Genomic DNA, 26,335 nt, shown 5'->3' with positions numbered 1-26,335 from the left:
ACGCGTATTGTTCCGCTATGGATATGTCTGATCTGAAGAGACCAAAAGCCGTACTGCTGGATCGTGATGGCGTCATCAATTTTGATTCACCCGATTATATTCTTGCCCCTGAGCAGTGGCATGCAATTCCCGGTTCTCTTGAGGCGATTGCCCGTCTGCATGGCGCAGGAATCAGCGTGGCTATTGTCAGCAACCAGTCCGGCCTGGGTCGAGGTATGATGGATCAAGATACTTTCAATGATATCCATGCCAAGATGATGCTGGCCATTGAGCAGGCCGGGGGCTTTATCTCGCATGTCGCTTACTGCCCGCACGGGCCGGATGATGGCTGTGTCTGTCGCAAACCACTGCCGGGCATGGTGATCGACTCCCTTGCTGCTCTGGGGCTCTCTGGCTCGCCTGAAGAGGCGTTGTTTATCGGTGATTCGATCCGTGATGTTGAGGCTGCCTTTGCAGCAGGTGTGCCTGCCATGCTGGTGCAGAGCGGTTATGGTGAGAGTGAAAAGATTTTGCAGAGATCGAAGTTGCTGATGCCGGAGATCAGCGCTTTTGCCGATCTGGGCGCTGCCGTTGATGCTGTTTTAGGGGGGGCTGCATGCTGACCATAAGATCAGCCCTGTTTAATCTCTGTTTTATGGTTCTCACGCCGCTCTTTTCGCTGCTGGTGATTCTGTTTCGCCCGTTTGGTTTTTCAGCCTCATGGATCTGGGCAAAGATGTGGTCGAAGAGCATTTTCCTGCTCTTAAGGGTGCTCTGTGGTATTCGCATTGTCATTGAGGGAAAAGAGCATATGCCGGATCATGCTTGTGTGGTGGTAGCCAAACATCAGTCGGCGGCAGAGACCGTGGCCATGCCGATTCTGGTTCCGCCCTACACATGGATACTGAAACGCGAGCTGTTCAATATTCCATTCTTCGGTTGGGCGCTGGCACTGATGGGCACGATCGGCATTCGCAGGGGAAGCCCTCGCGAGGCGATCAAGCAGGTGATTCAGGATGGCACAGCCATGCTTGAGAAACAGCGCTGGGTGGTGATCTTTCCCGAGGGGACACGCTCAGCTGTGGGTACTACAGGTAACTATCAGCCCGGCGGCGTGATTCTGGCGCAGAAGGCGAAGGCCGGTATTCTGCCGATGGCACACAATGCCGGAGCCCTCTGGCCCAAACGCGGATTCATCAAAAAGCCGGGCACCATCACCTTCCGTTTTCTCCCCTATATTCCTGCAGAAGAGGTGAATGCGGTGCGGCGTAATGATCTGCTTAAGAAGCTGGAGAGAGATATCGAAGCTGCCACCCGAGAACTCGGCGGTTGATATTCACGGCTCTGTTTATGAGCAATCAGACAAAAAAGGGCGGCACCGGTATCGGGCCGCCCTTTGAGGTTAAGGTGTTTGATCAGCTTTTGTCTGCTTCGATACCGCTTTCAGATGCTACATCTGATGCGTCGTCAGAAGCTGCCTCATCACCGGGCTTATCGGTGGCCGGCTTGCGTGCTTTACGCTTTGCAGCCGCTCTCTTCTCTTCGACGACTTCTGCTTCGGCGGCAGTTTCCGGCTCAGCAGCAGCCTCTTCGGCTGCAACGGCTACCTCAGCTTCATTGTCATCCAGCAGGGCTTCATCGGATGGAAAATCATCAAAAGGAAACGGACGCTTTTCGGTATTAAAGCTCAGGTAACGGTAGATCTGATAGAGAAAGGTGGCCAGCTGGGAGGCGAAGGAGAGCAGCTTTTCATTGCGATTGGCGGTAAACAGCACCCAGAGGAACTGTATTGCAATGACGGCTACCAGCACCACGCGTGTAGCAGCAAACACCACGGCAAACAGCAGCATGAAAACCAGCCGCAGCCAGATATTGGTATCCATCACATTTTCTTTGAGATCATCACTCATGATATTAACTCCTGGTAATTATGGTCTGCTGAGAGACCGGTTCGGGCTATCCTAGCAGAGGTGCGATCACCAGAGAAACGATGGCCATCACATTAATCAGAATATTCATCGAAGGGCCGGAGGTGTCTTTGAACGGATCACCCACAGTATCGCCAACCACCACGGCTTTGTGCACATCCGAACCTTTGCCGCCGAGGTTGCCCTGTTCGACATATTTTTTGGCATTATCCCAGGCGCCACCGGCATTGGCCATGGTCAGCGCCAGAAGTACACAGCAGACCAGTGCGCCACCGAGCATGCCGCCGAGTGCCTCCGGCCCCAATCCGAAGCCGACAAGCACCGGTGCTGCCACAGCCAGTATGCCGGGCAGTACCATCTTTTTCAGTGCCGCATTGGTGGCGATATTAATACAACGGGCATGATCCGGCTCGGCCGTACCCTCCATCAAGCCGGGGATTTCACGGAACTGGCGACGAATCTCTTTGATCATCTCAAAGGCGGCATCACCAACCGCTGTCATGGTCAGGGATGCGACCCAGAAGGGGAAGAGGGCACCGATAAACATGCCGACCAGTACAATGGGATGGGAGAGATCAAGGCTGAAGTCGGGAACATTGACTGAAACGGTCTGTACATAGGCGGTGATGATTGCCAGAGCGGCAAGCGCTGCTGCACCAATGGCAAAACCTTTGCCGATGGCGGCAGTGGTGTTACCCAGTTCATCGAGCGAGTCGGTAATGCCTCGTGTCTTATCACCGAGACCAGCCATCTCGGCGATGCCGCCTGCATTATCAGCGACCGGGCCGTAGGCATCGATGGCCATGGTCATGCCGACGGTGGCCAGCATACCGACAGCGGCAATACCAACACCGTAGAGGCCACAGAGTTTCGTGGAGATGAAGATGATCGTGGCAATAGTGAGTACGGGGATAATGACCGACTGCATGCCGATAGCCAGACCGGAGATGATGACGGTCGCAGCACCGGTTTCACCGGACTTGGCAATATCGCGAACCGGCTGGTCACCGGTATAATACTCTGTAATAAGTCCAATGACGATGCCGCCAATCGCTCCGGAGATAACCGCGCCCCATACATGAGAGGAGATTCCACTGAGAGAAATAACAAAGTAGGCCGCTGCAATAAACAGTAGTGAGGCACCAATGGTGCCGGCACGCAGCGCTGCCTCTGCCTGATGGGATGATAACACTTTGACCACGCCAATACCGACGATGGAGCAGATCAGGCCGGTTGAGGCGAGCGCCAGGGGCAGAAACATCAGAGACTGTTGATTGCCGAGTGGATCGAGAATATCTGCCGCCAGTGTTGATGCCATAGCGATCGTTGCAATAATAGCACCACAGTAGGATTCAAAGATGTCGGAGCCCATGCCCGCCACATCGCCGACATTATCGCCGACGTTATCGGCAATCACACCGGGGTTGCGTGGATCATCTTCAGGGATACCCGCCTCTATTTTACCCACCAGATCGGCACCGACATCGGCACTTTTGGTGAAGATACCGCCGCCGACACGTGAGAAGAGGGCAACCGATGATGCGCCCATGCCAAAGCCGTGGATGGCGTGTGCTGTGACCGGGTCGCCGCCGAAAAAGAGATAGAGGGTACCAAGCCCAAGCAGTCCGAGTGAAGCAACAGTGAGCCCCATGATAGAGCCGCCGAAGAAAGCGATGGTCAGCGCTGTGCCTGCACCCTCATGCTGGGCAGCTACAGCCGTACGTACATTGGCTTTTGTGGCGGCAAACATGCCGAAGTATCCGGCCATCGCTGAGCAGGCTGCACCAACCAGAAATGCGATGGTGGTGTGGCTGCCCAGGCTTACACCCAGGGCGAATGCAACGATGGCGACAAAAATGGCAAGAATCGTATATTCACGGCGCATGAAGACCATGGCGCCAAGATGGATGGCTGCTGCGATTTCGGTGACTTTACCTTCACCTGCAGGGTATCGTTTGACGGCCACGAAGATATACCAGGCGCAGGCCAGTCCCAGCATACCAAACATGACCGGAATCATTGTTGTAGTCATAAGAACCTCCCCAGCGACATTTGAATAGCCATAAAAAAAGGCGGTTGATTACTCAACCGCCTTTATGAAGTTTTAAAACGGAACCGTCAAGCTTCTGCCTGATAGCGTGCCGCTGAATCGATGATCTCTTTCTTGGCCTCTTCTGCGTCACCCCAGCCGGTCACCTTCACCCACTTGTTCTTTTCCAGATCCTTGTAGTGCTCGAAAAAGTGTTTGATCTGATCGATAAGGAACACAGGCAGATCTTCAGGGCCTTTCACGTTGCAGTAGTAGGGTTTGAGTCTGGACGCAGGTACAGCCAAGATCTTGGCGTCCATACCAGCCTCATCTTCCATCTGCAATACGCCGACAGGGCGGCAAGGGATGACACAACCGGGAATCAGCGGGTACTGACTTACAACAAGCACATCTACCGGATCACCATCATCGGAGAGGGTGTTGGGCACAAAACCGTAGTTGCACGGATAGTGCATGGCGGTGTGCATGAAGCGATCGACAAATACAGCACCGGACTCTTTATCCAGCTCATACTTGATCGGATCGGCGTGCTGCGGCACTTCGATCACAACATTGATGTCATTGGGCATATCAGCCCCTACAGGAATTTTAGAAATATCCACGATTGCTCTCCCTTTTGATTGTTGATGGCGTAATTATTCACCACGACGCTCTTGAAGTACACGAAGAGTATTGTCGGCGGTGCGCTTCTCACCTTACCCCTTACACATTAAATCGGAAATGCATCACATCGCCATCTTTAACGATGTAATCCTTGCCCTCCAGACGCATCTTGCCCGCCTCTTTGCATTTGGCTTCGCCGCCAAAGGTGACATAGTCCTCATAGGCAATGGTCTCTGCACGAATAAACCCTTTCTCAAAATCGTTGTGAATCACTGCTGCCGCTTTGGGGGCAGTATCACCACGATGAATAGTCCATGCGCGCACCTCTTTGACGCCTGCAGTAAAGTAGGAGATCAGATCCAGCAGCGTATATGCCTCCCGAATCACAGTGTTCAGACCGGGCTCGGTGAGGCCGAGATCAGCGAGAAATTCACTCCGGGACTCCTCATCCATCTCAATCAGTTCGGCTTCGATCTGGGCGGAGACAACCGCAACGCCGGCACCCTCCTGGGCTGCGTACTCACGCACCTTATCGACATAGGCGTTGCCATCGGGCAGTGAACCATCATCAACATTGGTGACGTAGAGAACCGGTTTGGCAGTCAGCAGACAGAGCTCTTTGACCATGGCCAGCTCATCACGGCTCAGTCCCTGACGGCGCACTGGTGTGCCATCCTCCAGCCCCTGATTGACCTTTTTGAACACCTCAACCTGATTCTTTGCATCCTTGTCGCCGGTACGGGCCAGCTTCTCAATGCGGATCAGGCCTTTCTGAACACCCTCCATGTCCTTGAGCATCAATTCGGTATCGATGATCTCGATGTCGGAAAGCGGATCAATCTTGCCTGCAACATGGGTTACATTTTCATCATCAAAACAGCGCACTACATGGGCGATGGCTGCACACTCGCGGATGTTGGCGAGGAATTTATTGCCCAACCCTTCACCACTGGCTGCACCAGCCACAAGACCGGCAATATCAACAAATTCAACGATAGCGTGCTGGATTGCCTGCGGTTTAACAATGGCAGCCAGAGCATCAATGCGTTTGTCCGGTACCGGCACAATGCCGACATTGGGATCAATCGTGCAGAACGGATAGTTGGCCGCCTCTGCGCCGCCACCATTAAGTGCGTTAAAAAGCGTGGATTTACCTACATTGGGAAGACCCACAATACCAATACTCAGTGCCATGTTGTTATAACCTCTTTTTCACCACAAAGACACGAAGAGACAAAGCCGGAATGAATTCGTATGTCTTTGGTGTAATATCTTTGTGCCTCTGTGCCTTAGTGGATAAGGCTTTAATCCTGTAGTGCCAGGTGAATGCGATTAGCCGCTTTGTCACTCTGGCCATCGAGCAGGGTGCCGATCTCATCCAGCAGGGCAGCAAAGATGCGGTTCTCATCAGCACGATCGCCCTCATCCGCTTTGCCAAGCACCCAGGCGCTGACATCGCCGTGAGAGGGGCGATCAATACCGATTTTAATGCGCGTATATTCAGGTGTGCTCAGGTGGGCATTGAGTGATTTCAACCCGTTATGGCCGCCATGGCCACCACCCTGTTTGATGCGCAGTTTGCCGCTGGGCAGGTCAAGGTCATCATAGACAACGAAGATATCCTCATCATCGACCTGATAATAGCGGGCCAGAGAACCCACAGCTTCACCGCTATGGTTCATGAATGTCTGGGGTTTAATCAGTAGAACACGCTGGCTGGGTGAGCGGTTCCAGATACTTGTCTCGGCATGAAAACGAGGGGCTGCGTCAAAGCGCAGCCCCTCCGATTTCGCCAGCAGATCGAGAAAACGAAAGCCGATGTTATGGCGCGTCTGCTCGTATTTGCTACCCGGATTACCCAGGCCGACAAGCAGCTTCACTTAAGCTTTACTCAGCTGAGCCGTTTTCTACTTCGGTTTCTACTGCATCTTCTTCTTCTGATTCAGCGCTGCCTGCACCCTTCGGTACAGCAATGTTCAGAATGGTGAAGTTTACATCGTGATGCACTTCTGTGCCTGCTGGCAGCGTGATGTCTTCAATGTGAACAGAAGCGCCGAGCTCCAGTGCACCACAGTCGATCTCGATGTGCTCAGGTACGGAGTCCGCACGGCAGCTGACTTCCAGAGAGTGACGGATGATGGAAACCATGCCACCCATGGCAACACCAGGGCACTTCTCGGTATTGATCGCTACAACTGGAACGTCCATGGTGATGCTGTCAGAGGCAGATACGCGCATGAAGTCGAGGTGGGTTGCAGTATCTTTCAGAGGATCATACTGGGAATCTTTCAGCATCACGGTATTTTTACCACGTGAGCCTTTTACTTTAACTTCCAGCATAGAGGTGTGGAACAGCTCTTCATTCAACAGCTTGGAAACAGTGTTGTAGTCCATAGTGATCGGCAGGTCAGGCTTGTCGCCGCCATAAATAATGCCGGGCAGTTTGCCGGCGCGGCGCAGACGGCGTGCTGCACTGCGGCCAGTCTCTTCGCGAAGCTCAGCTTCTACAATAAAATCAGTCATAGTATATCCTCCAAAAAATGCACCGTCGGGTTATCCCGTGACGGCGGCGTTGATACAGGTTTTCAACGCGGGCGCGCACTCTATGCATTGCAACATAAAAGTCCAATTTGTCTTATCCCCCCTCTTGGGACTATACAGATTTCGACTATCGGTTGAGGGTTGGCGACTGAAAGAGTTCCAGGGAGTTGGACATTGAGCAAAATAAATGCCGGCAGCAGAATTTGAGATGACAGCTGAAACTGTCATGATCATGCTGTTGCTGCTGACCATGAATAGCGCTTTCGGGCTCTATATCTATATTCGTTTCGGACCTAAGCAGCTGTTCATGATTGAACTGCCTGAAGAGGAGCAGAGGCGTTATAAAGAGCGCCTGCCTCCACTCTCCAAACTCAACGGTTATGGCAGGAAACTGTTTCTGTTCTCCGGCCTGACTGTTGCGATCTCGCTGTTGCTGCTATCGGAGCTGTTTTCTGCGCTCTAGATGAGCTGTAAGGTGATCATATTTTGCACGCATGAATTTAATCAATGCAGCGGATTGATTGACTATTTGATGCGCTGTCATACGCTATGAACTGCACCTGATAGAGGCACTGTTCAAAAAATGATTGAGCATTGTAAAAAAGGAGAATAAACCTGATGAAGTTGAATACCCTGATTATAACCGTCGCAGCTGTAGTCTCATTTTCGTTGGCGGCTTGTTCAAGCGAAAAACCTGCAGAACGTACTATTCCGGCTGCAGCGTCCAGTGCTGTAGAGGCTGCTTCTGATACTGCAGCAGATGCAGCGAAAGCTGTAAGCGAGGCCGCCTCTAAAGCTGTTGATGCAGCTGCTGAAGTGGCTTCTGATGCTGCAGAGGTCGTTAGTGAAGCTGCATCTGATGCGGTTGATGCCACTGCTGAAGTGGCTTCCGACGCTGCAGAGGTTGTCAGTGAAAAAAGTTCCGAAGCTGTTGATGCGGCTGCGGCTGTGATGAAGTAAGCAGGTTCGCAGCAACGATGAAGTGATCAAGGTCTGGCGCAAGTCAGACCTTTTTTTGCATTTCAGGACTCTGATTCTGAATCAGAGCCACGTTAAGATGAGAAGGCTCTAACGTCGTTCCGGATTTGGTGATAAGTTTAGGGTTGAACAGAAAAACGTTTTTTTGGGGAGAGGGTAGTAAAACGGATGAGAGAGCGACTGTTGATTTGGCTGGTGCCGCGCTTGATCAGGCTGATCATCGCCTTTCTGTCGCTTACGATTCGCTGGCAGCGTCTGGGAGGTTGTTACGATCCGGCGGCCCCTGAGCGCCATATCTTCGCATTCTGGCATGCACGCATCCTGATGATGGGGGTGGCCCTGCGAGGGTGTCGTGGTTATACGCTGATCTCCGAACATCGTGATGGCGGTTATATTGCTGATACACTGCAGTTGCAGGGATTTAGAACCATACGCGGCTCGTCCACGCGCGGCGGAGCCAGAGCACTGTTGCAGATGGTGCGAACCTATCAGAAAGAGAGATGCGATTTCGGCATTACACCGGACGGGCCGAAGGGGCCGCGTGAGAGGGTGCAGCTCGGCACCATTCAACTGGCTAAAAAGACCGGGCTGCCGATTCGCCCTGTGATTTGGGCAACAAAACGGCAGTGGCGCATCACCTCATCATGGGATCACTTCTATATCCCCAAGCCTTTTACTGCTGGCGTTATCGTCTATGGTGAAGCTGTGAGCGTTGCGGCAGATGCTGATGATCATGAAGCGCTGCTGTCTGTTCAGCAGGCAATGGATGCCACACAGCAGGCAGCGGACAGTTTTTTCAAGCAGACCGGTTCGGTTGAGCAGGTCAGATAGAGGCCAGCTCGATCATGGTTGTGGCGAGCAACGATGCCCCTCTGGCGATCTGCAGGGGGGTAGAGCGTTCATCTGGTGAGTGGCTGATGCCGTTGTAACACGGAATAAATATCATGCCGACCGGGATGGTTGTGCCATCGCCTCTTACCTGTTGTGCCAGTGTGCCTGCATCGTGCCAGGCGCCGCTGGGCAGAGATGTGTAGCTGAGATCCAGTGCCATGCAGCTTTCTGTCATTAGTTTCTGGAGTTCAGGGTTCAGGTTTGGGATGCCAGCCTGATCGGAGAAGGTCTCTATCGCAACAGTGGTGCCGAACTCTTCTGCAGTTTCACGGATCAGTGCAAAGGCGCGATCACAGTAGCTCTCCACGCTCTCTGCATCGCAACCACGCACCTCATATGAGAAGCAGGCGGCTCCACTTATTTTGGTAATGGCATTTTCACCAAGAGGAAGGCTGGAGCCGGGTTGCTGCGGAGGATTCACCAGACCCGCGGTCTGTACGAGATCGGCACCTTCACTGTTGGCCTGTCTGAGTAGCTGATCGAGCCGTACCATAATATATGCCATAGTCAGATTGGCATCCTGCCGGAATTCAGGCCCCATCGGCGTGGCTCCAGAGTGATCAAAGGTGCCGTGAAGATTAACCCAGCTGCGTTTGGAGCCGCGGATGGCGGTGACGATACCGATATCCTTGCCGCAAGCTTCGAGCACCTTGCCCTGTTCAATATGCAGTTCGAGAAAGGCGGCGATGCTATCACGTTCATGCTTATCTATTGCCGGTCTGCCTGCACGAATCAGCTCAGGGTCTGCCCCCTGCTCAAGCATTGCCTCAGCAAGTGATCTTCCGGCATAGTTATGCATAAGAGCTGATGCATCGAGTCTGCCAAAGGCAGCTCTGGAACCGATAGAGGTGACACCGAAGCAGGCGGACTCTTCGCCACGCCAGATACGCAGGCGCAGACCGCGTTGTAAAACAGTTCCGGAGCTGTGGATGGCCAGCAGTGCCGCTAGTCCTGCCACCACACCGGCAGTGCCATCAAAGTTGCCGCCACCCGGAACAGTATCGATATGCGAACCTGTCTCTACCCATGCGGAGAACGATCCGGGGGTTGCAACGATCAGGTTGCCGACAGCATCGAATCGGCAGTTCAGGCCTGCCGCTCTGGCAACCTGTTGGATATAGCTGATGGCTGCAGTTTCAGCAGCGGAGTAGGGGGCGCGAAGAAAACCGTTGTCGGGATCACCGTCGACAGGGCCGATCCGGTTCAGTACCGCGTAGTGCTGCTCAATAGCTTCAGTATCAACAGAGATCAGCTTCATATTTATTGTGACTTCGGCATCTCTCTGTGCCGATGCGTCATCGAAATTAATCCTCGTAGAGGCTGCTGATTGAACGGGCGTCGTAGATGCGGGTGATCGCCTCTCCCATCAGAGGGGCAATTGAGATTGTGCGAACCTTGCCGGTATCGAGAATTCGCTGCGGTTGCAGAATGCTGTCAGTAATCACCAGCTCATGCAGATTGGACTTAACCAGTCGTTCTGCCGCAGGTCCAGAGAGGACACCGTGGGAGGCGTAGGCACTGACCTTGGTCGCACCACGCTCAAGCAGGGCTTCGGCAGCGCCGCAGAGGGTTCCGGCAGTATCCACCATATCATCGATGAGAATACAGTGTTTGCCAGCCACATCACCAATGATGTTCATCACTTTGGCAACGTTAGGGGCAGGGCGACGTTTATCCACAATCGCCATATCCACATGCAAGCGAGCAGCCAGTGCGCGGGCACGAACCACACCACCCACATCGGGGGAGACGATCATCACATTATCCATATTGTTTTTCTCTTCAATATCCTTGGAAAACAGCGGGATAGCAAAGATGTTGTCCACCGGAATATCGAAGAAGCCCTGAATCTGGGTGGCGTGCAGGTCGAGGGTCAATACGCGAGTTGCACCGGCACGGGAGATAAGATCGGCAACCAGTTTGGCTGAAATAGGGGTGCGTCCGGCACTTTTACGATCCTGACGTGCATAGCCGAAGTAGGGGATGACAGCACAGATGTTACGGGTTGAGGCACGTTTGGCTGCATCGATAAAGATAAGCAGCTCCATCAGGTTGTCGTTGGCAGGAGCAGATGTGCTCTGGATAAAGAAGGCATCCAGACCACGAATGGTCTCTTTGACCTGTATGAAGATTTCGCCATCAGAGAAGCGCTGGGTGTAGATCTCACCCTGAGGTTTACCGATATGTTCGCAGATCGCCTGTGCAAGCGGTGGATTTGAGGTGCCTGAAAAGAGACGCAGTTTCTCGTAGACCATAGTGTGATCACTCCTCTGTTCGATAGTGTAAGCGCTCATCGATCACCTCTACCCTGGGTTCTGCTAAGGATGCGCTGAAAAAGTCAGCGTATCCGAGCAGGCTATGGATGGCCTGCCAACATCATGCACGCTAAGTGCCTGATGTTGTGAGCAAAGGAACAGTGACACTTTTTCCTTTGCCTGCTGAATGCCTACACGGATGTAGTTATTCAGAGCATCCCGAAAAAATAACTGGCTGGGACGGCAGGATTCGAACCTGCGCATGACGGGATCAAAACCCGCTGCCTTACCGCTTGGCTACGTCCCAATATTTCTCATCCAGCTGATGTTGCTGCTGCATTGTGCCGACAAACGTCCAGTTTGCCGGGTTCTGCATCTTCAGATGTGCTGCCACGGCTCTGGCCTGTTCAGGATGATCAAACAGGGCAATACATGTTGAGCCACTTCCACTCATCCATACTGTATCTGAATGTTTGCGCAACGCTTGTAGGAGCTGCGAAACCTCAAGACTCAGGCTGCATGCGCTACCTTCGAGATCATTTTTCCCGAGGCAGCTTGAATCGCGCCGGATGGTATCCAGCCCCTCTGGCGGGGTCAATGTGCGATCCCCCGAATTTATCTGATGATCAAAGTGTTGAAAGACCTCTGCGGTAGAGAGTCCTGTGCCGGGCCAGACCAGAAGCAGTGCCTTTTCAGGTAGTGAATCCGGGTAATCATTGAGTTTTTCACCGATACCGCGAGCGCAGCTCGCCTTGCCATAGAGGAAGCAGGGGATATCAGCGCCGAAGGGGGCTGCGAAAGTGATCAGCTCCGCTGTCGGAATATCCAGTTGCCAAAGCCGGTTGGCAGCCAGTAGTGCGGTGGCAGCATCGGAGGAGCCGCCACCCAGTCCCGCCTGCGCAGGGATATTCTTGACGATATGAACGGCAAGCCCCTGCGAGATGCCGTATTGTTTTCTGAAAGCATCAAGCAGTTTATACACCAGATTCTTTTCACCTGAGAGCTCAGGCGTGGAGCAACTGACTGTCAGCGTATCGCAAGGCTCTATCTGCAGCTCATCGCAGATGTCGGTATAGGCGAAGCTGGTATCAAGCTCGTGCATGCCATCCTCGCGAATCGCAGTGACCAACAGGTGCAGGTTGATTTTGGCCGGCGCAGGAAGTCTCAATTTCATGGCTGAATCAACATCGTTGCCCGACGTCCATGTTTAATGTCGGTCATGGTCAGTTTGTGCATCGATGCAGTCCACTGCAGGCGGATCGGACTTCCCGATGCTCTGCTCTCCCATAACCCCTCTTTTTTATGGATGAAGTGGCTGGGCATCTGCCCCAGTAGAATGGAGGCCAGCTGTTGCGGCGGAATAACAATGCCCTGACTTCCCAGTTGTGTCGAATCGACGGGCTCCCACATCCGCGACGCTGTGCTGCGCAGCTGCATCTGATTGGCGAACCAGCGCAGTTCGATGACGGTGCCGGTGGCAGCATGGGTTAGTCTCACATCGCCTCTGTCAGGGGAGTCGGCACGCCACTGCAGCATCACCTGCCAGCGACGTTTGGGTTCGATGACAATAAGCCGGGCTGCAAAGTCGCTGTAGGGGCCGATAGAGGTTTTTTCAGTCGTGGTAACAGGCTGCTTAACACATGCCGATGTAAGCATGGCTGTGCAGATCAACAGTAACGCTAAAGGTGCAACGCGAGACCTGACTGCGGCAAACATCAGTCGCCATCCAGACCATGTTTAATTTTATGTTTAATGGCGTCGGAATCGTCACTGTTCATCTGCAGGGACTTCTCCCATGCCTCTCGTGCAGCAGGTTGATCACCATTTTTCCAGAGAATGTCGCCAAGGTGCTCAAACATAATCGGATCATCACTGATCTGTTTGAGGGCTCTGTTCTGGGTGGTCAGGGCTTTTTTGAACTCACCACGTTTAAAATAGACCCATGCCAGCGAATCAAGGTAGTAGCCATCATCCGGCTTCAGCTCAAGCGCTTTAAGAATCAGTTTTTCAGCTTTATGCAGCTCAATGCCCTGAATGGCGTAGCTGTAGCCGAGGAAGTTCATCGCCTCGGAGTGCTTCGGAGCGTGGGTGAGCAGCTGAGAGAGCATCAACTCCAGCTGGTCATACTGTTTCAGATGATCAAAGGCGACAGCCCGGTTAAACAGCAGTTGCGGATGCACCTTGTTCATGGTGGAGAGCTCACTGGTCTCCTCAAGCAGCAGGCTGTACTGTTTCTGGGCCAGGCGAATGGCTGAGCGCATCAGATGGGCTTCGGTGTCGGATGGTTTCGATTTCAGAACAGTCTGCAGCCGTGTTAGCGCACTTTTAAGATCATCATTGGCGAAATCAATGCCTGCCAGGCGTATCTGCGCAGCATCCCCCATTGCCCCTTTCGGGTCGATCTGCTCATAAAGCGGTTGGGCTTCATCAGGCCGTTCCAGCGCCTCAAGACTGGCAGCAAGGTAGAAACGGCTCTGATCGTCCGGACTGTTCTGGTTCAGTTTTTTGAAGGTTGCTTCAGACTTCTCAAAGTCCTTGTAGCGGAAATAGAGTATGCCGAGTGTTTTCAGGATCTCCGGATTCTGGCCGCTCTGGTTGGCCAGATCACGATAGATCAGAATGGCTTCTGCTATGCGGTTCTCCTGAATGAGCAGTTTACCAAGGGCGTGGCCCACCCGAATGGCATCCGGATAGGCATTGAGGAAATCACGCAGCTCCTTCTCGGCTCTATCTGTGTCATTATCCTGCAGGGAGATGTTGCTGAGCAGCAGTACAGCAGTATCGTTTTCAGGCGCCAGCAGACGCATGCGCTGCAGTGATACTCTGGCGGCTTTGCTATCCTCCTGCTTGAGAAACAGTTGCGCCTGCAGAAGACGGAATTCAGGCAGCTCTTCACTGCGGATTGCCACATCGATAGCGGCAAGAGCTTCGGCATAGCGGCTCTGGCCGGAGAGGATGCGGGCTTGCAGGTCGCGGCCGGAGAGGTTGGCCGGATTCTCTTTGAACAGCTGATCAAGAAGCGGCAGTGCCTCATCCTGCTTGTTTTTTGCTACCTTCATGCGCGCCTGAGTCAGCAGCAGTTGTTCCAGGTCTTCCTTTTTAAGCTCTTTTTTGAGCAGCAGGGCAATGTGTCTCTCTGCCTCTTCGGTTTTGCCCAGCTGTAGTAGCAGGCTGGTCAGCTGGATCTGCGGCTCAATCGCCTCCGGTTCTTTCTCGACTAGGGCTGTGAGGAAGCGTGCTGCCAGAGGACGGTTGCCATCTTTCAGTGCATTTTGCGCAGCCAGATAGAGAAACGGGGGATCCATCTGCTCAATCTGTTGCTGTTGCCTCTTTTGCGCCGCTTCAGATTCGTGAGCTTCTGATCCCCGGTCGGATTTCTGGATACTGCAGGCGCCAAGCAGGGCGCTGCAGAGCAGCAGTGTGGCGGCCTTTCTCAAACAGCTGATCATGCAGCATCCACAATAGCGTTTTGCTGAAAGCGGTCGCCGCTTTCATTGATTGACCAGCAGCGCAGATCAGCAACTTTGCCATCACAGATGCTGATGATGGGGTAAGCGAAGCCCTCCCAGGCGCTGCCAAGGTCGGTCGGTGAAGGTTTTGCCGGAGCATCAGGATGGGAGTGATAGACGCCAACGATCTCATGGCCGGTGCCACGCAACGCCCTGTCAATGCGCTGGTAGGCTGCCGGATCGAGCTCGAAACGGTCGGCTGCCCGCGCAGTGTTAAGATTTTCAACCTGTCTGACTTCAGTGATCATCCAGCCGTTTTCAGTGATGCTGCCAATGAGCAGGCCGCATATCTCATGCGGATAACCGGCTTCCCCCTGATTCTGAATCGCCTCGATGCAGGAGGCGGGCAGAGAGAGTGTTGCCGGCGATTGGCTGTCATCAAGAACGGCGAGATATTCCGGACTGCTGAAGCGTTCAGGTTCATAAACGGATGGGATCAAAGTGGTTCTCCGTGTCGGTAGTAGTGCAATCGGCACCTGCGATGAGTTCAGAGTTTGAACATGGATCAGCGCTTAGCCTATCGTCTGACCGGGCGTTGCCAACCATCGGCATGTTGCAGGATATAATACAGCCAAAAAAAGCTTCATCGCGCGGCGGGACAGCGCCGCTTACTCCTGTCGGGTTCCCGATCCTGCACTCTAACAAATCAGCTCTCCTGCTGATTTGTCCAGTCAGCCTGCTAACGGGGGATCAAAAAACAAGAGTGCAATTCATCGTTTCCGCAAATCCGCGATGAACCAAAAAAAAGGGAAGGCGCAATGCCTTCCCTTTTAAAATGTCTCTTGCGAAACTTAACGCTTGGAGAACTGTGGAGCGCGACGTGCTTTCTTAAGACCAGCCTTCTTACGCTCAACCTTACGAGAGTCACGAGTCAGGAAGCCTGCCGCTTTCAGTGCCGGACGAAGACCGGAATCATATTCAAGCAGAGCACGAGCGATACCGTGGCGAATTGCGCCAGCCTGGCCGGATGTGCCGCCACCATGAACATTAACACGCACATCGATACGGCCTGCCAGATCATTTGCAGTCAGTGGCAACAGAGCCTGCTGACGAACAATCTCAACCGGGAAGTAGTTTTCTACTTCACGACCATTAACCAGCACATTGCCCTTACCGGACTGGATGATTACACGGGCTACGCTACGTTTACGGCGACCAGTGCCGCGATACATTGTCTCTGCCATCTTCACTTTCCTCTTAATTCAGTTTCATTACTTCAGGCTGCTGCGCGGCATGCGGATGATCGCTGCCAGCGTAAACCTTCAGTTTTTTCAGCATAGCGCGGCCCAGAGGACCTTTTGGCATCATGCCTTTAACAGCCAGTTCAATGATGCGCTCAGGAAACTTTTCGCGCTGTTTTTCCAGCGTGATGCTTTTCAGGCCACCGGCAAAACGGGTATGACGGTAATAGGTTTTGGCGCTCTCTTTATTGCCGGTTACAGCAATTTTATCGGCGTTGATGATAATAACATGGTCGCCACAATCAGCATGCGGAGTGTACTGCGGACGGTGTTTGCCGCGCAGAACAGTTGCTACCTGAGTTGCCAGACGGCCCAGAATAAGATCATTGGCATCTACAATATACCATTTGCGTTCAATATCGCCGGGGCGAACAGTCCAAGTACGCATAAAAAATTTCTCCATGTTTGCGAGTGTTGCGTTGACCCCTTTTTCAAGGTGGTCTGCCGTGCAAGGGCGGCGCATTATAAGTTGGGGGTGGTGGTTGTCAAACACTGTATGCAGAAGATGCGAACCCTCCCCTGTTGTCCCACGTTTGGGGGACAGATCCTGTTTTGCTCGTGTTTTGGCGAACTTCTTGCTAATTTTTCGCCGAGACTTCGATATAGGGGAAATTCTTATGCAAAGCAAGGATCTGAAGGATCTGGATGACCATCATCTGCACCTGAGCGGAGTGCGAAAGGTTCTTAATGAGATACTTTTTGATACGCGCACGCTGGTAGGTCGGATCACTAACTGGAGCATGCTCGCCCTGATTATGATTGTGGTGACTGGCTCCATGGTTAACACTGTAGATGCCTACAATGCGCAGTGGGGTGAGCAGATCTATGAGTTTGAGCGCTGGGTACTCTACGCCTTTGCGATTGAATATGTGCTGCGGGTATACGCGGCGCGCAATCGTAAGCACTACATGCTCAGCTTTAACGGTGTTGTCGATCTGATTACGGTGCTGCCGCTGTTTGTTGTCGGCGACTCCTTTGTGCTGGTGCGACTGCTGCGTCTGGCGCGTGTGATCAGGGTGGCGATCTCATTCCCCGTGGTTCGATCCCTGTTTGCCTCGCTTCGTGGCTCACTGAAGCTGCTTATGGGTGTACTGGGAACCATCGGCCTGATCTCTGTGATGGTGGGTAATATGATCTATATCCTTGAGCCACAGACCTACTCCAATGCGTTTGAAGGTACATGGTGGTCGCTGGTGACCATGAGTACGGTGGGTTATGGTGACTTTGTGCCGCAGACTGCTCTCGGCAAGGTGCTGGCGGCAAGTCTGATCATGTCCGGTATCTGCATGTTTGCGATGGTAACCGCGGTGATCTCCGTGAAGGTGGGGCGCATGATCAATAACTCTGCCAAGTGCACCTCCTGTAATCATGGTATCGCACCGGATTATCTCTTCTGTCCGCACTGCGCAACTGCGCAGGAGGATGCCCAGCCCGAGGTTTTCCATGAGGATGATGCCTGACCTGAGATCGGGGTTTTGATCGCTGCTTTCGGGATGCCTGTTGTTCCGTTATCATGCCGCCCTCTTTTTATACGGATTTCGGAGGTAACAATCGCATGAATGAGCAGATGCTGGGTGAGGGACTAACCTTTGACGATGTGCTACTTGTGCCACAGGCAAGCAGCGTCATGCCGCGCGGGGTTGATACCTCAGCGCAATTAACCAAAAAGATCCGTTTGAATATTCCGGTGGTTTCAGCCGCGATGGATACCGTTACCGAATCGGGCACAGCGATTGCGCTGGCTCAGGAGGGCGGAATCGGTGTTATCCACAAAAACATGACCCCTGCTGAACAGGCTGCTGAAGTCCGTCGCGTGAAACGTTTTGAAGCAGGTGTGGTGCAGGAGCCTTTGACGGTAACACCTGAAACGACGCTGGCACAGATACACAAGCTGGCTGCAGAGAACGGTTTCTCCGGTTTTCCTGTGCTGGATAACGATGGCAAGGTGTGCGGTATTATCACCAACCGCGATATCCGTTTTGAGCGTGACCCGAACAGTAAAGTAAAAGATATGATGACCCCGCGTGAGCGTCTGGTCTCTGTTGAGCATGGTGTTGATCTTGATACCTGCAAGGATCTGTTCCGCTTGCACCGTATTGAGAAGCTGCCGGTTGTCGATGCAACAGGCCGTCTGCAGGGTATGGTAACTGTTCGCGACATCGAAAAGTCTTCGGCCAATCCGAATGCCGTACGTGATGATCTTGGCCGTCTGCTGGCTGCTGCAGCAATTGGTGTCGGTGATGCTGAGATGCAGCGCTTTGAGGCGCTCTACGCTGCTGGTGTGGATGCCATTATCGTTGATACCGCCCATGGCCACTCGCAGGGTGTAATCAATCAGGTACGTGAAATCAAACGCCTGTATGGTGACAAGATTCAGGTGGTTGGCGGCAATATCGCTACCACTGAAGCTGTACGTGATCTGGCTGATGCCGGTGCGGATGCTGTGAAGGTCGGTATCGGCCCGGGTTCAATCTGTACCACGCGTATCGTTGCCGGTGTGGGTGTACCACAGCTGACAGCGGTAATGCAGTGCGCTGTGGCCGGTAAAGCGCTTGGTGTGCCGGTGATTGCCGATGGCGGCATTAAATTCTCCGGTGACTTTGCCAAGGCGATGGCCGCTGGCGCTTCGACCTGCATGTTCGGCTCCATGTTTGCCGGTACTGAAGAGGCGCCTGGCGACAAAATCCTCTATCAGGGTCGTACCTATAAAGCCTATCGCGGTATGGGCTCCATCGGCGCCATGAAACAGGGTAGTAAAGATCGCTACTTCCAGGGCGATGTCGATGAAGCGATGAAGCTGGTTCCTGAAGGTATTGAAGGTCGTGTGGCCTATAAGGGTGCACTGACCGACATTCTGCATCAGCTGGTTGGTGGTCTGCGCGCATCCATGGGTTACACCGGTGCTGCCAGCATCGAAGAGATGCACAAGCGTGCCAAGTTTGTCCGTATTACCGGTGCTGGCCTGCGTGAATCACATGTGCATGATGTAACGATCACTGAGGAAGCTCCGAACTACCGTTTCGAGTCCTGATTGCTTGATATGGCATCGGGCTCCTGCCCTCTGCCTTAAATACCTCATGAAAAGCGCGGTTTTCATAAGGTTCACTAAAGCCACCCATCCATGGGTGGGGATCGATAGTTTCAACGTGTGATAGTATGTTTGCCGCGCGGATTGAATTGTCATGGGCTTTGCAACAAAGCTCCTTTATATCCACCCATGGATGGGTGGCGGCCAAATGAAATGAGGCTGTGAGTGAAGCAAAACGACGCTTTTGCGTAACGATTTAAGCAAAATATACGGATATATTTTGCGGGTGAAGGGAACTCAATGGATAAAATATTAATTCTGGATTTTGGTTCACAGTATACGCAGCTGATTGCGCGGCGTGTGCGTGAAGCGCAGGTCTATTCCGAGCTGCACCCCTGGGATATGTCAGAGGCTGATATCCGCGCCTTTAAACCTTCCGGTATTATTCTCTCCGGTGGTCCTAACTCAGTCTATGAAGATGAGACCCCTAAGGCACCCGGAGTGGTGTTTGAACTGGGTGTGCCTGTACTGGGCATCTGTTACGGCATGCAGACGATGGCCATGCAGCTTGGTGGTGCGGTTGAAACAGGCCATGTGCGTGAGTTCGGTTATGCAGAGCTTAAAGCTTCAGGTAATTCTCCGCTGCTTCGCGGTATTGAAGATAAAGAGGGTGGTATTCTCGATGTCTGGATGAGCCATGGCGATAAGGTTTCCGCGCTTCCGGATGGTTTCGAGGTGCTTTGCAGTAATGACTCCACACCGATCGCTGGTATGGCTGATGAGTCGCGCCGTTTTTATGCGCTGCAGTTCCATCCGGAAGTGACCCATACCCATCAGGGTAAGGCGATGCTCTCCCGTTTTGTCCATGATATCTGTGGTTGCGGTCGTGAATGGACGATGCCGCACTATATTGATGAGGCGGTAGCAAAGATTCGTGAGCAGGTCGGCAGTGAAGATGTGATTCTCGGCCTCTCCGGTGGCGTTGACTCCTCTGTAGCCGCAGCGCTGCTGCATCGCGCTATTGGTGATCAGCTGACCTGTATCTTTGTCGATAACGGTCTGTTGCGCCTGAACGAGGCTGAACAGGTGATGGAGATGTTTGCCGGTAACCTTGGCGTCAAGGTGGATCATGTCGATGCATCTGATAAGTTCCTCAGTGAGCTGGCAGGAGTCGCTGATCCGGAGGCCAAGCGCAAGATTATCGGTCGCGAATTTGTGCATGTGTTCCAGAAAGAGGCTGAGGGTATGCCCAAAGCCAAATGGCTGGCGCAGGGAACCATCTACCCTGATGTGATCGAGTCGGCCGGTTCCAAAACCAAGAAGGCGCACACCATCAAGAGTCACCATAATGTCGGCGGCCTGCCTGATACCCTGCACCTGAAACTGCTGGAGCCGCTGCGTGACCTGTTCAAGGATGAGGTGCGTGAATTGGGGGTAGCACTCGGTTTGCCGCACGATATGGTCTATCGTCATCCATTCCCGGGGCCGGGTCTTGGCGTCCGCATTCTCGGCGAAGTGAAAAAAGAGTATGCCGATCTTCTGCGCCGTGCTGATGCCATCTTTATTGATGAGCTGCGCGCATCCGGCTGGTATGAGAAGACCAGTCAGGCCTTTGTCGTTTTTCTACCGGTGAAATCGGTTGGTGTGATGGGTGATGGCCGTACCTATGAGTGGGTCGTTGCACTGCGTGCAGTGGAGACACAGGACTTTATGACCGCACACTGGGCAGAGCTTCCGCATGCGCTGCTGGCCAGGGTATCCAACCGTATCATCAATGAGGTGCGCGGCATCAACCGTGTGGTCTATGATGTTTCGGGCAAGCCGCCTGCCACGATTGAGTGGGAATAGGAATTCGCTCTTAAGTAATTGTTATATAAGGATTCATAGTTTACAAACTCTATACAAAGTGCTCGTAAATCATTAAGTTTTCAACCACTTGGGATTTCGGCTTACAAAGAGGCTTACAAACTATGAGTTCTATTGAAAACAATGATCGCTGGACGATGAACCACCACGAAATTCTCGATGGTGCTGCCCATATTCTCCAAACCAAGGCATCCAATGGGGTGTGGCAGTTTCGCTGCTATGTCTCGGAAGAGGGCAAGTACGTCAGGAAGTCGCTTCGCACTCGGGATAAGGGAGCCGCAATTCTCAGAGCTCGGGATGAGTACCTTCAAATCCACTCTGATATCAAGTCCGGAAGAAAGATTTTCAGCATGACGTTGCGGGAGCTCGTGAACGCTTACCTTGAGCATCGCGAGAAGCACGTCGAGAAGGGAGTCATTACCGCAGGTCGGTTGAGAACCATTGACAGCCAGCTCCGTCACTTTCTCCGCTACAAGGGAGCACCAACCAAGCTCAGTGAGCTGGAGCGAAAGTCGGCATTCGAATATAGGGACTTCCGTATCAAGGATGAGGCTCAGGATATCACCATCCGAAATGAGCAATCTACAATCAATGCTCTGATCCGTTGGGCATTCGAGAATGGACATTGTTCACTTCCCAAGCTGGAGTTCGACGTCATGCCGCGCATTACTGAGGCGGGTCGGCGGGATGTATTTACACCCGATGAGTATGATGCTCTGACTCGCTTTATGCGGTCGTGGTCGAGTAAGAAACACAATCCGGATGAGCGAGTCAGGCTGGAAAAGCTGTTAGTCAGAGATTTTGTTTTGATATTGTCGAACACCTTCATGCGAATTGGTGAGGCAAGGCAGCTTAAGTGGGGGGATGTGCGGGTAGAAGATCACGAATATGACGCGGAGAGGAGGACAGCACTCGCTCATATAGGTGTTCGCGCGGTGACTTCTAAGAATCGCAAGCGGCGAGATATCATCACCCGAGGAGGGCAATATTTTCGACGACTGAAAGAGCGGACTCCCTACCGCTCCAATGATGATTTTGTTTTCTCATCGTTGGACGCTTCGGAGCAGTTCGACAAGACCAAGCTCTACAGATACTGGGAAGAGCTGATGGTTGGGATCGGAGTCGATCACAAGAGCCGTAAGCTGTCGTTCTACAGCCTGAGACACTTTGGAATCACAATGCGACTGGCTGCTGGTGTGACGGTTTGGAATATGTCTAAGATTGCTGGCACCGGAGTGGCTTTTATCGAGAACCATTATGGCCATGCAATGGATGAAATGATGAAGTCGGCAGCACTGCAACAGTACGAGGATGCTAAGAACCCGGATTTCGGCCTGCTGTTGGAAAAAGAAGGCTAGCTCGTGATGGTCGGCGGCCTGCTCAGTCCCTGATACGGCATCGCCAGCCTAACAGATGCGGATGCTGGCATCTGTGGCAGCACCTTGCCGAACAGGATTTCGCGGAAATCCCAGAGGGAGCATCCTGCCTCGGTACTGTATCGGTATCGCTTGAGCCCTTTGCGATCCCGTTCGAGATTGGCGTAGTGAAAGCAGAGCTTGAGCATCCACCTCAGGTCTTCTGCTCGGTAGACTCCTTCTGATCGAGGCTCGCAAAACCCTTTCGATGTTCCCCAGAACCTGCCGATATTAGTGAATCCAGCAGTAAACTCCTTCTGCTCGTTCTTCGTGTAGTATTTCGCAAAATAGTTGGCCAACTTTTTGGAATCCGATCTCCAGATCGGATCAATTCGGAGTCCACGGCGCAGATGCTGCTTGTTTTCTGCATTACCTGTGATTTTTGACCATATTTTTGACCACTTCTCCGAGTAGAAGTATTCCCCATCCTTATCTTGATGATTCTCATTCGGAAGTTCTGTATCAATAATAATGTGAAAATGCGGAGCACCACGAGTCTGGGCTTCGAATACCCAGCAATACTGGATGCCAGGGAATTCCTGACGCATTCTAGTTGTGAAATTATTAATGTGCTGCTTTGCTGTAGCACCATCCATCGGAAATTTGGCCGGATAGGTCAACGTTATAAACTGTTTGAAAGTGTGTTGAGTATTTCTAATTTTATGACGGAGTCCGTGCTTCGACTTGTTGGAGAACAACACAATGGAACCGCGAGTGCCTGTTTTCTCTGATGTCTCTTTTCGCGTCTTGTAATATTTTTCCGAGCATTTGAATGACACATCATTCTCGCCGACTTGAAAATGAATGAAGCCTCCTGGCTTCTTGGATGGTTGGAATTGGTAACTCATTCCAGCCATTACAAAACGCTGTAGGTTTTTCAAGGGAATGAGCTTGCTGGTGCATGGTCTATGTACTTTAATCTGTATGAATCGTCATAATTTTTGAGTTATGGCATACATATCAAGGGAGCGACTTGATGTTTGCTTTTTTTGTGCTTTAATTCCTGAAAATTGCACAACAATCCTAAAAGGAACTTCATTTAATGCATCGATTGATCACATCACTAACTATTCTATTTACACTCACGCTGGCAGCGCCACTCTCGGCGTCAGCTGGCCCCTCGGACCTTGTGCCCCCGCCAACTAAGCGCGTTATTGCAACGGAGTCAGATAAAGCGAAGCTTTTAGCTGCTAGGGAGGCGGCTATTCTTAAGGAACGGAAGAAGGTTTTCAGGGAGGATTATAAACTTGCGAAGGAGAACTTGTCACGTTATCCGGATTATTGGTTGAGTTTTGATGACATTGATTATGACCGCAAAATTGGTAGCTTTATTTCAACATGGTTGTATCCGGCTATGGACCTTTCTTATTATTGTAAGGGTCAGGCTTCTATCCCGAAGGAAGCATGGGTCAAGCCTGAAGGATTTCGTCAAATCTTTTACGACACTTGTATGAAGTTTCCTGAGTATGCCAAGAGTCTTAAGGGGGCCGATATTGCGACTATCGAACTTCGTTTGGCTGAGGTAGCTAATGATTACTATGTGGCGGTGCAGAATAAGGTCGATACCGATCGACAGTATAAGATTGGTGATCTCAAGGGAGTCTCTGATCCGCTCGAGGTTGTCTTTTATGGCGAGGGTTGGGGTAAATCAGTCCCCCAGAAACTCACAACTCGCATGTACCTCGAAAGTGATCCTCTGTTGGCAGGAACACAGAAGGGATGGATTATTGGCGTAACTTCTGTTAAATCTGCTGATACGTCAGATGATCGTATCTGGGTGGCTTGCGACGATGAGCATCAAGTTGAATGCACTTATTTTACAGTAGGCCGCCACCGTGGTGAGGTTAAGTCAGATGATCGTATCTGGGTGGCTTTTAATGATGGTGAGCGACAGAATCATGAGCATGACTGGGTTAATAGCCGAGACATGTACCTTTTTGGTACCCCGCGTCTTATCACGGCTCTCGCGCAATACATCTCCATGACCCGTAATCCTAGTCTGTATCCCTCGCCTTGGGAGGATTGATCACCTGATCGCATCGAGCCACCCTTCGGGGTGGCTTTTTTGTTTGTGGCGGCTAGCACGCCTAATTTAATGCGCCTCTGAAAATCCGAGGCTCACTACCGAGCATCGCGATACCTTTGCCTCTCACGAGGTCAGCTGCATGTGCGCTTGCCTGACCAAAGTAGGCTCGGCTCATCTCAGCGGTTCGCATTGAGTAGCCAATCTTGAGCCTGACTTGGTTCATGATATCCGAGGGCAGCCCTGTACTGGATGGGTCCTGAGTTCCGAGAATCTGGAATAGACCGACATAGCGACCACGTGCGGCGAGATGAGAAGCGATTTTGATGATTCTTGTTCGTTCGTTGAAGTCATCATCGCCCTTTTTCGGAGCTGACAGGAATAGTGGGCACTCATCGATCAGGAAATAGTGAGGCCGCCACTCAACTCCCTTCTCCCGAGCCTGTAGCCAGTTGTCCACATCGAGCTTCTTGATGAGCTGTTTTCGCTTCTCATAGAGCGAGAGCATATGCTCGTACACCGCTAGCACTTCATCTGTCTCGGTGACTAGCTTTTTGCAAGGCTGATGCCGGAAGTCATTTCCGGCCTTGGCTCCCTCGGCGATAGTGATCACATCCGATCCCCATGCTTGCTCGATCTCCCGCAGCAGCACCTTGAACAGCTCGGTTTTTCCCGATCCTGATGCACCAGCAACGAGCAGCACCGGACTATGCTCAAATCTCAGAACGACAGGCGAGCCATCTTCATAGGTGCCCAGCCAGTAGTCCTCGACAGGGATATTCGCGGGGCGGGAAGAGTACGGCACCAGTTCAGGGAGCTTGTACTCCTGAAGCAGCCATCGGTGGTTGCCCAAATCCTCCAGCCCGATGAACTTGCGACCGAAGATGCTTCCCAGCCCGTCCAATGCCTTCTCGAACTTCTCTCTGCTGATCGAATACGGAGCCACGACCACCAACTCATTCTGCTTCGATCTCACGATATTCGGGAACATGTAGCTCTCGCTCTCCACAGAGTAGAGCGACAGAGCGCGAAACAGCACGAGGCATTGCTCCAGCAGGTGATTCGGAATTGATTTTACTACCATGGCGACGAGAACAGCTTCTGCAGGTAGGTGATGGTCGCCATGAGGTCGGCTGGATGGGTTAGGAAATAGAGAACCGCAGCACCTATGAGGAGCCTGAACAGGATCTCGGCGAACGCCTTTCTCTTCGCGCGGCGTTCCGCCGAGAACTTGGCTGGGTCGATGGGAATTTCGATTGGTTTGCACTTCTCAAGCTTCATCCGGCCAATCCTCCAGTTGTACGGCGAGACGAATCTCAAACTCGGCCAGTTTCAGCTCCGCGAGTTCGAGACCCTTCGCAATGAGTTCGTTCTCGCTCAGCTCGTAGCGATTACAAAGCAGATGCAGGTGGTGAGCTGTTCGCTCATCCACATTGAAGGCATGAAGGTGTGTCAGTCGCTTCATCATAAGACAACGGGGAGGCATTGGCCTCCCCGACTCCCTCAGTCCATGAAGCCGATGAGCTGGAACTTGTCCTTGTCCCAGGCATTCACCTTGACCTGAACTTCCAGCTCGTCGCCAATATTGATTGCTGATCCTGAATAGACCCTCGCCCATGTTGGTATCAGCGCACCGCTTGCGGCCTCGCTGATGAATTGGACGTTGTAGTATGGCTTCTTACCATCCGGCTCAACCAGCTTTGATGAGTTCACTCTTCCTTTGATATACAGCATGTCGTTCTCCTATGATCGTGCTTATAGGCAGATATACAAAATGTTGTAGAATTAGCGCAGGAAGTACGAAGGGATTGCAGTAGCAGGGTGTAGCGGTACTATGTTGCAAAGTTTGTAAGTTGTGATTTTGAAAGTTCTTTAAAATCAAGGGGTTAGAAGTTCTGTGTTTCAGTCGAAATCCTCGATCGTGTTACAAAGAACTTACAAACCCCCTTGTTTTTGTTAAATAGCAACGGTGGCGCTATTGAGTGGGAATAAAACAACTGCAGGGTTGCAGCGAGAAGTTTGACCTTG

29 protein-coding genes and 1 tRNA gene are annotated in these 26,335 nt (G+C 52.3%); 10 read left to right on the top strand and 20 right to left on the bottom strand.

Going from position 1 to position 26,335, the window contains the following annotated elements; genetic code table 11:
• Positions 1-23 precede the first annotated feature (23 nt).
• Positions 24-602, top strand: coding sequence for an HAD-IIIA family hydrolase (locus tag F3F93_RS06115; RefSeq protein WP_176958284.1), 579 nt, complete (start codon positions 24-26; stop codon positions 600-602).
• Positions 596-1,312: a lysophospholipid acyltransferase family protein gene (locus F3F93_RS06110; RefSeq protein ID WP_176958283.1), complete on the top strand. Its 717-nt coding sequence runs from the start codon at positions 596-598 to the stop codon at positions 1,310-1,312. Before F3F93_RS06115 ends, F3F93_RS06110 begins: the two co-directional genes overlap by 7 nt.
• 82 nt (positions 1,313-1,394) lie before the next feature.
• On the opposite strand, the gene F3F93_RS06105 is transcribed toward F3F93_RS06110, so the two are convergent.
• From F3F93_RS06105 to F3F93_RS06080, 6 genes are all read right to left on the bottom strand, one after another.
• Entirely contained in the window at positions 1,395-1,889 is a 495-nt protein-coding gene (locus F3F93_RS06105; protein WP_176958282.1) for a DUF4389 domain-containing protein, read from the bottom strand.
• A 46-nt stretch (positions 1,890-1,935) separates the two neighbouring features.
• Positions 1,936-3,939, bottom strand: coding sequence for a sodium-translocating pyrophosphatase (locus tag F3F93_RS06100; RefSeq protein ID WP_176958281.1), 2,004 nt, complete (start codon positions 3,937-3,939; stop codon positions 1,936-1,938).
• An 86-nt stretch (positions 3,940-4,025) separates the two neighbouring features.
• Positions 4,026-4,559, bottom strand: coding sequence for an inorganic diphosphatase (ppa, locus tag F3F93_RS06095; protein WP_176958280.1), 534 nt, complete (start codon positions 4,557-4,559; stop codon positions 4,026-4,028).
• A gap of 100 nt (positions 4,560-4,659) precedes the next feature.
• Positions 4,660-5,754: a redox-regulated ATPase YchF gene (gene ychF, locus F3F93_RS06090; protein ID WP_176958279.1), complete on the bottom strand. Its 1,095-nt coding sequence runs from the start codon at positions 5,752-5,754 to the stop codon at positions 4,660-4,662.
• A gap of 110 nt (positions 5,755-5,864) precedes the next feature.
• The gene (pth, locus tag F3F93_RS06085; RefSeq protein ID WP_347239214.1) at positions 5,865-6,440 is read right to left on the bottom strand and encodes an aminoacyl-tRNA hydrolase; all 576 of its coding nucleotides are present in this window, start codon (positions 6,438-6,440) and stop codon (positions 5,865-5,867) included.
• 7 nt (positions 6,441-6,447) lie between these two features.
• The gene (locus F3F93_RS06080) at positions 6,448-7,083 is read right to left on the bottom strand and encodes a 50S ribosomal protein L25/general stress protein Ctc (RefSeq protein ID WP_176958278.1); all 636 of its coding nucleotides are present in this window, start codon (positions 7,081-7,083) and stop codon (positions 6,448-6,450) included.
• Positions 7,084-7,309: 226 nt separating this feature from the next.
• Between F3F93_RS06080 and F3F93_RS06075 the strand changes: the two genes are divergently transcribed.
• From F3F93_RS06075 to F3F93_RS06065, 3 genes are all read left to right on the top strand, one after another.
• The gene (locus F3F93_RS06075) at positions 7,310-7,564 is read left to right on the top strand and encodes a hypothetical protein (RefSeq protein ID WP_176958277.1); all 255 of its coding nucleotides are present in this window, start codon (positions 7,310-7,312) and stop codon (positions 7,562-7,564) included.
• A gap of 155 nt (positions 7,565-7,719) precedes the next feature.
• Positions 7,720-8,061: a hypothetical protein gene (locus tag F3F93_RS06070; protein WP_176958276.1), complete on the top strand. Its 342-nt coding sequence runs from the start codon at positions 7,720-7,722 to the stop codon at positions 8,059-8,061.
• A 186-nt stretch (positions 8,062-8,247) separates the two neighbouring features.
• Positions 8,248-8,910, top strand: coding sequence for a lysophospholipid acyltransferase family protein (locus F3F93_RS06065; RefSeq protein WP_176958275.1), 663 nt, complete (start codon positions 8,248-8,250; stop codon positions 8,908-8,910).
• Here the strand turns inward: F3F93_RS06065 and F3F93_RS06060 are convergent.
• From F3F93_RS06060 to rplM, 9 genes are all read right to left on the bottom strand, one after another.
• Positions 8,903-10,228: a Zn-dependent hydrolase gene (locus F3F93_RS06060; RefSeq protein WP_176958274.1), complete on the bottom strand. Its 1,326-nt coding sequence runs from the start codon at positions 10,226-10,228 to the stop codon at positions 8,903-8,905. The genes F3F93_RS06065 and F3F93_RS06060 overlap by 8 nt on opposite strands.
• A 46-nt stretch (positions 10,229-10,274) precedes the next feature.
• A complete protein-coding gene (locus F3F93_RS06055) occupies positions 10,275-11,225 on the bottom strand; it encodes a ribose-phosphate pyrophosphokinase (RefSeq protein WP_176958403.1) in 951 nt (316 codons plus the stop codon).
• 232 nt (positions 11,226-11,457) lie between these two features.
• Positions 11,458-11,532 (bottom strand) — tRNA-Gln (locus F3F93_RS06050).
• A complete protein-coding gene (locus F3F93_RS06045) occupies positions 11,512-12,399 on the bottom strand; it encodes a 4-(cytidine 5'-diphospho)-2-C-methyl-D-erythritol kinase (RefSeq protein ID WP_176958273.1) in 888 nt (295 codons plus the stop codon). The genes F3F93_RS06050 and F3F93_RS06045 overlap by 21 nt, the downstream gene beginning before the upstream one ends.
• Positions 12,396-12,881, bottom strand: coding sequence for a hypothetical protein (locus F3F93_RS06040; protein ID WP_176958272.1), 486 nt, complete (start codon positions 12,879-12,881; stop codon positions 12,396-12,398). Before F3F93_RS06040 ends, F3F93_RS06045 begins: the two co-directional genes overlap by 4 nt.
• A gap of 59 nt (positions 12,882-12,940) precedes the next feature.
• Positions 12,941-14,674, bottom strand: a complete 1,734-nt coding sequence (locus tag F3F93_RS06035) for a tetratricopeptide repeat protein (protein ID WP_176958271.1) — start codon at positions 14,672-14,674, stop codon at positions 12,941-12,943.
• Positions 14,671-15,174, bottom strand: a complete 504-nt coding sequence (locus F3F93_RS06030) for a M67 family metallopeptidase (protein ID WP_194334990.1) — start codon at positions 15,172-15,174, stop codon at positions 14,671-14,673. The genes F3F93_RS06035 and F3F93_RS06030 overlap by 4 nt, the downstream gene beginning before the upstream one ends.
• A gap of 351 nt (positions 15,175-15,525) precedes the next feature.
• Entirely contained in the window at positions 15,526-15,918 is a 393-nt protein-coding gene (gene rpsI / locus F3F93_RS06025) for a 30S ribosomal protein S9 (RefSeq protein WP_176958270.1), read from the bottom strand.
• 13 nt (positions 15,919-15,931) lie between these two features.
• Positions 15,932-16,363, bottom strand: coding sequence for a 50S ribosomal protein L13 (gene rplM / locus F3F93_RS06020; protein WP_176958269.1), 432 nt, complete (start codon positions 16,361-16,363; stop codon positions 15,932-15,934).
• Positions 16,364-16,592: 229 nt separating this feature from the next.
• Here rplM and F3F93_RS06015 point away from each other — a divergent pair, with 229 nt between their 5' ends.
• The 4 genes from F3F93_RS06015 to F3F93_RS06000 all read left to right on the top strand — a co-directional run bounded on the left by F3F93_RS06015 (position 16,593) and on the right by F3F93_RS06000 (position 22,227).
• Positions 16,593-17,435 (top strand): ion transporter, encoded by an 843-nt coding sequence (locus F3F93_RS06015; RefSeq protein WP_176958268.1) that lies wholly within the window; start codon positions 16,593-16,595, stop codon positions 17,433-17,435.
• 95 nt (positions 17,436-17,530) lie between these two features.
• On the top strand, positions 17,531-19,006 hold the full coding sequence (guaB, locus tag F3F93_RS06010; protein WP_176958267.1) for an IMP dehydrogenase: 1,476 nt from the start codon (positions 17,531-17,533) through the stop codon (positions 19,004-19,006).
• 297 nt (positions 19,007-19,303) lie between these two features.
• Positions 19,304-20,851: a glutamine-hydrolyzing GMP synthase gene (gene guaA, locus F3F93_RS06005; protein WP_176958266.1), complete on the top strand. Its 1,548-nt coding sequence runs from the start codon at positions 19,304-19,306 to the stop codon at positions 20,849-20,851.
• Positions 20,852-20,973: 122 nt separating this feature from the next.
• On the top strand, positions 20,974-22,227 hold the full coding sequence (locus tag F3F93_RS06000) for a tyrosine-type recombinase/integrase (protein ID WP_176958265.1): 1,254 nt from the start codon (positions 20,974-20,976) through the stop codon (positions 22,225-22,227).
• Here F3F93_RS06000 and F3F93_RS05995 read toward each other — a convergent pair.
• A complete protein-coding gene (locus F3F93_RS05995; RefSeq protein ID WP_176958264.1) occupies positions 22,224-23,141 on the bottom strand; it encodes a hypothetical protein in 918 nt (305 codons plus the stop codon). The two genes, F3F93_RS06000 and F3F93_RS05995, sit on opposite strands and share 4 nt — an antisense overlap.
• Before the next feature lie 185 nt (positions 23,142-23,326).
• Here F3F93_RS05995 and F3F93_RS05990 point away from each other — a divergent pair, with 185 nt between their 5' ends.
• Positions 23,327-24,310, top strand: coding sequence for a hypothetical protein (locus F3F93_RS05990; protein ID WP_176958263.1), 984 nt, complete (start codon positions 23,327-23,329; stop codon positions 24,308-24,310).
• Between the two features lie 61 nt (positions 24,311-24,371).
• Here the strand turns inward: F3F93_RS05990 and F3F93_RS05985 are convergent, their stop codons facing one another.
• The 4 genes from F3F93_RS05985 to F3F93_RS05970 are packed head-to-tail and all read right to left on the bottom strand — an operon-like array spanning position 24,372 to position 26,041.
• Positions 24,372-25,391, bottom strand: coding sequence for a hypothetical protein (locus F3F93_RS05985; RefSeq protein ID WP_176958262.1), 1,020 nt, complete (start codon positions 25,389-25,391; stop codon positions 24,372-24,374).
• On the bottom strand, positions 25,385-25,588 hold the full coding sequence (locus F3F93_RS05980) for a hypothetical protein (protein WP_176958261.1): 204 nt from the start codon (positions 25,586-25,588) through the stop codon (positions 25,385-25,387). The genes F3F93_RS05985 and F3F93_RS05980 overlap by 7 nt, the downstream gene beginning before the upstream one ends.
• A complete protein-coding gene (locus F3F93_RS05975) occupies positions 25,578-25,775 on the bottom strand; it encodes a hypothetical protein (RefSeq protein ID WP_176958260.1) in 198 nt (65 codons plus the stop codon). The genes F3F93_RS05980 and F3F93_RS05975 overlap by 11 nt, the downstream gene beginning before the upstream one ends.
• Positions 25,776-25,810: 35 nt before the next feature.
• Positions 25,811-26,041: a hypothetical protein gene (locus tag F3F93_RS05970; protein ID WP_176958259.1), complete on the bottom strand. Its 231-nt coding sequence runs from the start codon at positions 26,039-26,041 to the stop codon at positions 25,811-25,813.
• Positions 26,042-26,335 lie beyond the last annotated feature (294 nt).

This window comes from Mariprofundus sp. KV (assembly GCF_013387475.1).
Taxonomy (GTDB): Bacteria; Pseudomonadota; Zetaproteobacteria; order Mariprofundales; family Mariprofundaceae; genus Mariprofundus.
This window is presented reverse-complemented; position numbering and strand designations above follow the sequence as displayed.

Excerpts from the sequence above, each read along its gene's own strand:
- F3F93_RS06115 (WP_176958284.1), top strand. The coding sequence starts at position 24 with ATGTCTGATCTGAAGAGACCAAAAGCCGTACTGCTGGATCGTGATGGC.
- F3F93_RS06110 (WP_176958283.1), top strand. The coding sequence starts at position 596 with ATGCTGACCATAAGATCAGCCCTGTTTAATCTCTGTTTTATGGTTCTC.
- F3F93_RS06105 (WP_176958282.1), bottom strand. The coding sequence starts at position 1,889 with ATGAGTGATGATCTCAAAGAAAATGTGATGGATACCAATATCTGGCTG.
- F3F93_RS06100 (WP_176958281.1), bottom strand. The coding sequence starts at position 3,939 with ATGACTACAACAATGATTCCGGTCATGTTTGGTATGCTGGGACTGGCC.
- ychF (WP_176958279.1), bottom strand. The coding sequence starts at position 5,754 with ATGGCACTGAGTATTGGTATTGTGGGTCTTCCCAATGTAGGTAAATCC.
- F3F93_RS06080 (WP_176958278.1), bottom strand. The coding sequence starts at position 7,083 with ATGACTGATTTTATTGTAGAAGCTGAGCTTCGCGAAGAGACTGGCCGC.
- F3F93_RS06075 (WP_176958277.1), top strand. The coding sequence starts at position 7,310 with ATGACAGCTGAAACTGTCATGATCATGCTGTTGCTGCTGACCATGAAT.
- F3F93_RS06070 (WP_176958276.1), top strand. The coding sequence starts at position 7,720 with ATGAAGTTGAATACCCTGATTATAACCGTCGCAGCTGTAGTCTCATTT.
- F3F93_RS06065 (WP_176958275.1), top strand. The coding sequence starts at position 8,248 with ATGAGAGAGCGACTGTTGATTTGGCTGGTGCCGCGCTTGATCAGGCTG.
- F3F93_RS06060 (WP_176958274.1), bottom strand. The coding sequence starts at position 10,228 with ATGAAGCTGATCTCTGTTGATACTGAAGCTATTGAGCAGCACTACGCG.
- F3F93_RS06055 (WP_176958403.1), bottom strand. The coding sequence starts at position 11,225 with ATGGTCTACGAGAAACTGCGTCTCTTTTCAGGCACCTCAAATCCACCG.
- F3F93_RS06045 (WP_176958273.1), bottom strand. The coding sequence starts at position 12,399 with ATGAAATTGAGACTTCCTGCGCCGGCCAAAATCAACCTGCACCTGTTG.
- F3F93_RS06040 (WP_176958272.1), bottom strand. The coding sequence starts at position 12,881 with ATGCTTACATCGGCATGTGTTAAGCAGCCTGTTACCACGACTGAAAAA.
- F3F93_RS06035 (WP_176958271.1), bottom strand. The coding sequence starts at position 14,674 with ATGATCAGCTGTTTGAGAAAGGCCGCCACACTGCTGCTCTGCAGCGCC.
- rpsI (WP_176958270.1), bottom strand. The coding sequence starts at position 15,918 with ATGGCAGAGACAATGTATCGCGGCACTGGTCGCCGTAAACGTAGCGTA.
- rplM (WP_176958269.1), bottom strand. The coding sequence starts at position 16,363 with ATGCGTACTTGGACTGTTCGCCCCGGCGATATTGAACGCAAATGGTAT.
- F3F93_RS06015 (WP_176958268.1), top strand. The coding sequence starts at position 16,593 with ATGCAAAGCAAGGATCTGAAGGATCTGGATGACCATCATCTGCACCTG.
- guaB (WP_176958267.1), top strand. The coding sequence starts at position 17,531 with ATGAATGAGCAGATGCTGGGTGAGGGACTAACCTTTGACGATGTGCTA.
- guaA (WP_176958266.1), top strand. The coding sequence starts at position 19,304 with ATGGATAAAATATTAATTCTGGATTTTGGTTCACAGTATACGCAGCTG.
- F3F93_RS06000 (WP_176958265.1), top strand. The coding sequence starts at position 20,974 with ATGAGTTCTATTGAAAACAATGATCGCTGGACGATGAACCACCACGAA.
- F3F93_RS05995 (WP_176958264.1), bottom strand. The coding sequence starts at position 23,141 with ATGGCTGGAATGAGTTACCAATTCCAACCATCCAAGAAGCCAGGAGGC.
- F3F93_RS05990 (WP_176958263.1), top strand. The coding sequence starts at position 23,327 with ATGCATCGATTGATCACATCACTAACTATTCTATTTACACTCACGCTG.
- F3F93_RS05985 (WP_176958262.1), bottom strand. The coding sequence starts at position 25,391 with ATGGTAGTAAAATCAATTCCGAATCACCTGCTGGAGCAATGCCTCGTG.
- F3F93_RS05980 (WP_176958261.1), bottom strand. The coding sequence starts at position 25,588 with ATGAAGCTTGAGAAGTGCAAACCAATCGAAATTCCCATCGACCCAGCC.
- F3F93_RS05975 (WP_176958260.1), bottom strand. The coding sequence starts at position 25,775 with ATGATGAAGCGACTGACACACCTTCATGCCTTCAATGTGGATGAGCGA.
- F3F93_RS05970 (WP_176958259.1), bottom strand. The coding sequence starts at position 26,041 with ATGCTGTATATCAAAGGAAGAGTGAACTCATCAAAGCTGGTTGAGCCG.